The organism is Streptomyces sp. NPDC094147 (assembly GCF_044764265.1).
GTDB lineage: Bacteria > Actinomycetota > Actinomycetes > Streptomycetales > Streptomycetaceae > Streptomyces.
Genome location: NZ_JBIWHT010000075.1, coordinates 1 through 4,989 on the forward strand (window position 1 = coordinate 1; position 4,989 = coordinate 4,989).

The window sequence follows — 4,989 nt, forward strand, 5'->3', positions numbered from 1 at the left end:
CGACTGCGTGATGTAAAGATCCACACCACCCTCGTCATACAACGCATGGAAGAGAAACCCCTCCTGCAACGGCGACAACGGCAGAACCGCCTCAACCCCAGACCGACTGGTCGATCCCAGCCATTCGGCCGCCATCTCGGTCAATTCGTTCTCGTCCAGTTCGATCAGCGGGACGGGGCGGCTCCGGTCGTCGGCCCCCGGCCCCGCCGGTTCCGCGTCGTCCGCGACCTCGGCGAGCGCCGCCACCGTCTTGTGAACGAACACGTCACGCGGAGAGATGGCCACGCCTGCCTTGCGTGCCCGGGACACCAGCTGGATCGAGACGATCGAGTCGCCGCCCAGGTCGAAGAAGCTGTCGTCGGCACCGACCTCCGACACCCCAAGCACCTCGGCGAACACCTCGGCCAGCGCCACTTCCCGAGGCGCCCGTGGAGCGCGGCCCGTTGCCGAGCCGACGATCTCCGGGACCGGCAGGGCGGCCCGGTCCAGCTTCCCGTTCGGGGTGAGCGGCAGCGCATTCATCACCACCACCGCGGCAGGGACCATGTAGTCCGGCAGCTCCGCTGCGACGTACTTCCGCAGCTCATGCGGGCTCGGATCCTCAACGCCGACGGCAGGTACGACGTAGGCCACCAGGCGCTTGACGCCCGGCTGGTCCTCCCGCACCACGACTGCCGCCTGGGCAACCCCGTCGACCGCTGCCAGCGCGGCTTCGACCTCGCCGGGCTCGATGCGGAATCCGCGCAGTTTGACCTGGTCGTCTACGCGGCCGACGAAAACCATCTCGCCGTCCTCGGTCCAGCGCACCACATCGCCGGTACGGTACATCCGGGTTCCCGGCTCCCCGTACGGATCGGCCACGAACCGTTCCCCGGTCAGACCAGGACGGTTCAGATAGCCACGAGCCAGACCCGCGCCGGCAATGTACAGCTCCCCCGCCACCCCCACCGGCACCGGCCGCAGCCCCGCATCCAGCGCGTAGACGCGTGTGTTGCCCACGGGACGGCCGATCGAGGGCTGCGAGGAACCGTTCAGAGGGCGATACAGGGCGTCGATGGTGGTCTCGGTGGGCCCGTAGAAGTTGAACGAGGCCGGGCGCGAGACGTGCTGCAGCGTCTTCCACAGCGGGACGTTCACGGCTTCTCCGCCCAGCAGCAGGACGTGGGGCTGGTACGGCGCTTCCAGCAGTCCGCTCGCGAGCAGCTGCTCGGCGAAGGACGGCGTGGTGTCCAGCAGGTCGATGCGGTGCGTCTGCACATAGTCGATCACCGCCTCGGCGTCGCGGCGAACGTCGTCCTCGACGAGGTGGAGTTCGTGGCCGTCCAGCATCCACAGCAGTTCGGCCCAGGTCGCGTCGAAGGACAGCGAGGCCGTCAGTGCGACGCGGAATCGGGCCTGACCTGAGGCTGCGACGGCCGGCTGGTAGAGGGAGCGGCGGTGCTGCTGAAACAGGTTCACCATGCCCGAGTGCGCGAGGACGACTCCTTTGGGGCGGCCGGTGGAGCCGGAGGTGTAGATGACCAGTGCCGGGTGCGACGGCCGCAGAGGGCACAGCCGGTCCGTGTCGGTCACGTCGGTGGCGGACGCCGCGGCCAGCTTTACGGATACGTCCCGGCTTCCGAGAAGCAACACCGGGACCGCCAGATCCGCCGGCAGGCTGCCCCTGCTGTGTGAATCGGTGATCACGAGCGAGGGAGCGGCGTCGGTGAGCAGGTGGCTGACGCGTTCGGCGGGGTAGCCCGGGTCGATCGGCACGTAGGCCGCGCCGGCCTTGAGCACACCGAAGATGGCCACCAGAGCGTCGACGCGGCGCGACAGGGCCAGACCCACGATCTTCTCCGGGCCCACTCCCTGGTCGGCGAGCAGCCGTGCCAGCCGGTTCGCCTGCCGGTTCAGCTCCAGGAACGTCAGCGTCCGGTCGCCGAAGACCACGGCGGTCGCGTCAGGGGTGCGCTGTGCCTGTGCCGTGAGCAGGTCCGGCAGTGTCGCGGCCGTCACAGCGCCGGTTGTGCCGCTCCACTCGCCCAGCAGCACCTCCCGTTCCTCGGCGTCGAGTGTGTCCACCGCTCCCACCCGCGTGCCCGGAGAAGCGACGAGGGTCTCCAGGATCCGCTGCAGGCGCCCAGCCGACTGCTCGACATCCTTGCGGCCGAAGACGTCGGGCCGGTAACTCAGTTCCAGGGTCAGCCGGGGCCCTGGGAAGACGGTCAGGCTGAAGGGGTAGTGCGTGGCGTCGCGCCCCTCGGCGTTGCTGATCCGGATACCAGGAGCGAGCTCGGCGAAGGCCTTGCCGTCCAGCGGATAGTTCTCGAAGACGACAGCGGTGTCGAAGAGTTCACCGAGGCCGGTGGTGCGCTGGATGTCGGCGAGCTGAACGTGCTGGTGGCCGATGAGCGCGGACTGCTGGTCCTGGATCCGGCTCAGCAGGCCGGTCAGGGGTTCGGCGGGATCGAGCCGGGCGCGCACCGGCAGGGTGTTGATGAACAGGCCGATCATGCTCTCCACTCCGGCGAGTTCTGCCGGGCGGCCGGAGACCGTCGCGCCGAAGACGACGTCCTGCTTGCCGGTCATCTGGGAGAGCAGGACTGCCCAGGCACCCTGGAGCAGCGTGTTGAGTGTCAGCCCGGCGGTGCGCGCGGCCGCCGTGGCCGCTGCGGTGAATTCCTCGCTCAGCTCGATCGAGACCTGTTCGGGCAGGACCGGTTCACGGTTGCTGTCGAGGGGCGCGATGCGCGTGGGTTCCTCAAGTTGGGCGAGCGCCTCGCTCCAGGCCCCTCGGGCGGCGTCATGGTCTTGAGTGGTCAGCCATTCCAGGTAGTCCTTGAAGGCGGGGGCCGGCGGGAGGGCGGGGTCCTCCCGCCGGTAGAGGGTGAACAGCTCGCCGATGATCAGCGGCAGGGACCATCCGTCGAAGAGGATGTGGTGGCTGGTGAAGGCCAGGACATGGCGGCCGGTGGCCAGCCGGACGAGGGTGAACCGCAGCAGTGGCGCGCTGGTCATGTCGAACCGGCGGACCCGGTCCTCGTCCAGCAGTTGCTCCAGCCGTTGGTGCTGCCGGTCTCCGTGCAGAGCGGTCAGGTCCACTTGGCTCCACGGCAGTTCCACGTGCCGGGCGATGATCTGCACGGTCCGTCCGGACCCGGCCTGGACGAATCCCGCTCGCAGGTTCGGATATCGCTCCAGCAGTACCTGGCCCGCGGCCTTCAGGGCCTGGCCATCCAGCTCGCCGTCCAGGTGGAGGACAATCTGGGTGTTGTAGACGTCGACCGAGTTGTCGTCGGCGGTGTAAAGGGCGTGGAAGAGCAAGCCCTCCTGTAGGGACGACAGCGGCAGGACATCGGCGACACCGGTGGTGGTGTGCCGGGCCTCCAGTTCCTCGATCTCCGCCTGCCCCAGTGTGACCAGGGGCAGGTCCGAGGGGGTCAGACCGCCGGCGCCGGCCTCGGCCGCGTAGGTCGCCAGGGTCCGCAGCGCGGTGAACCAGCCTTCCGCCAGCTCACGTACGTCCGCTTCGGTGAATACGGCGTCGGGCCAGGACCAGAAGGCCACCAGCCGGGGGCCGTCGGGACGGTCTTCGGTCAGGGCGTTGACCTCCAGGGCGTGGGGTACCGGCCTGTTCCGGTCGGCGCCCGATCCCAGGACCGTGGCTCCCGGCACCGCCGGCCAGTGCGCGGTGTCACCACTGCCCGCGACCGGGAACCGGCCGAGGTAGTTGAATCCGATCTGCGGGCGGTTGCCCGCAGCCAGAACAGGCGCGGTATCGGGGTTGAGGTAGCGCAGCATCCCGTAACCGATGCCGTTGTCCGGTATCGCGCGCAACTGCTCCTTGACGGCCTTCAACGCCCGGGCCAGTGCGGGGCCGTCGCTCACTTCCGCCGCTCCGGGTACGAGGCGCACCGGATAGGCCGAGGTGAACCACCCGACCGTGCGGGACAGGTCCACGCCCGCCACGACCTCCTCCCGGCCGTGGCCCTCCAGATCCACCAGGACCCCGGAAGTGGTATCCGCTCCACGACGCCGCGCCCAGTCACCGATCGCCACACCGAGCGCGGCCAGCAGTACGTCGTTGACGCGCGCATGAAACGCGGTCGGCAGCGTGGTGAGCAGCGGCGTCACCACCTCCGCCGGCAGGGCAAGTTCCAGCGAACGCACGGTCGCCAGGACGTCCCTCGCCGGGACCAGTGCCTGCCCGGTCAGCAGCAGGCCGTCGTCGGCCGTCACCGAAGACCACAGGTCGAGTTCGGCGGCGCGGTCGGGCTCGACGGCCGCCTGGGCAAGCCGCTGCGACCACGTCCGCAGCGAGGTCGGCACCGCCTCCAGCACCGGCCGGCGGCCGGCCGCCGCCTGTTCCCACGCCGACTGGAGATCAGGCAGCAGGATCCGCCACGACACGCCGTCCACCACGAGGTGATGCAGCATCAGCAGCAGCCGCCCCGGGGCCTTTGGCCCCGCGTCGAACCACGCCACCTGCACCATCGCGCCCGATTCGGGCGCCAGCCTTCCCTGAGCCGCCCGGGTCTCCTCGGACACCACCTCACGCAACTTCTGCGTCCCCGCACCTCGGACATCAATCCGGGTCACGCACTGTGCGGCCGACGCGACTCCGTGACCGGGCACCCTCAGACCCCATTGGCCGTCCTCACCACGGAACAGCCGTATGCGCAGCGCGTCGTGCCGGTCCAGCACCGCCTGGACAGCAGTGGTCAGACCGTCCAGGTCCATCGCTGCGGGCACCTGCACCAGCATCGACTGGTAGAAGCCATCGACCGGACCGTCCTGCTCACGCAGCCAGTGAACGATCGGTGTCAGCGTCACCTCACCGACACCGGCGTCGGGCGCCTCGGCCACAATCGTGTCCAACTCACGGGCGACTGCGGCCAGTTCAGCCACTGTCTTGTGGACGAACACGTCGCGTGGTGTGAGGACGAGGCCTGCCTTGCGGGCCCGGGACACCAGCTGGATCGAGACGATCGAGTCGCCACCCAGGTC

General features: G+C 69.3%; 1 protein-coding gene. It reads right to left on the reverse strand.

The genetic code is table 11. The features are described 5' to 3' along the window. A partial coding sequence (locus tag ACIQ8J_RS35745) for an amino acid adenylation domain-containing protein (RefSeq protein WP_403278296.1) occupies positions 1-4,989 on the reverse strand: 4,989 nt, incomplete at both ends.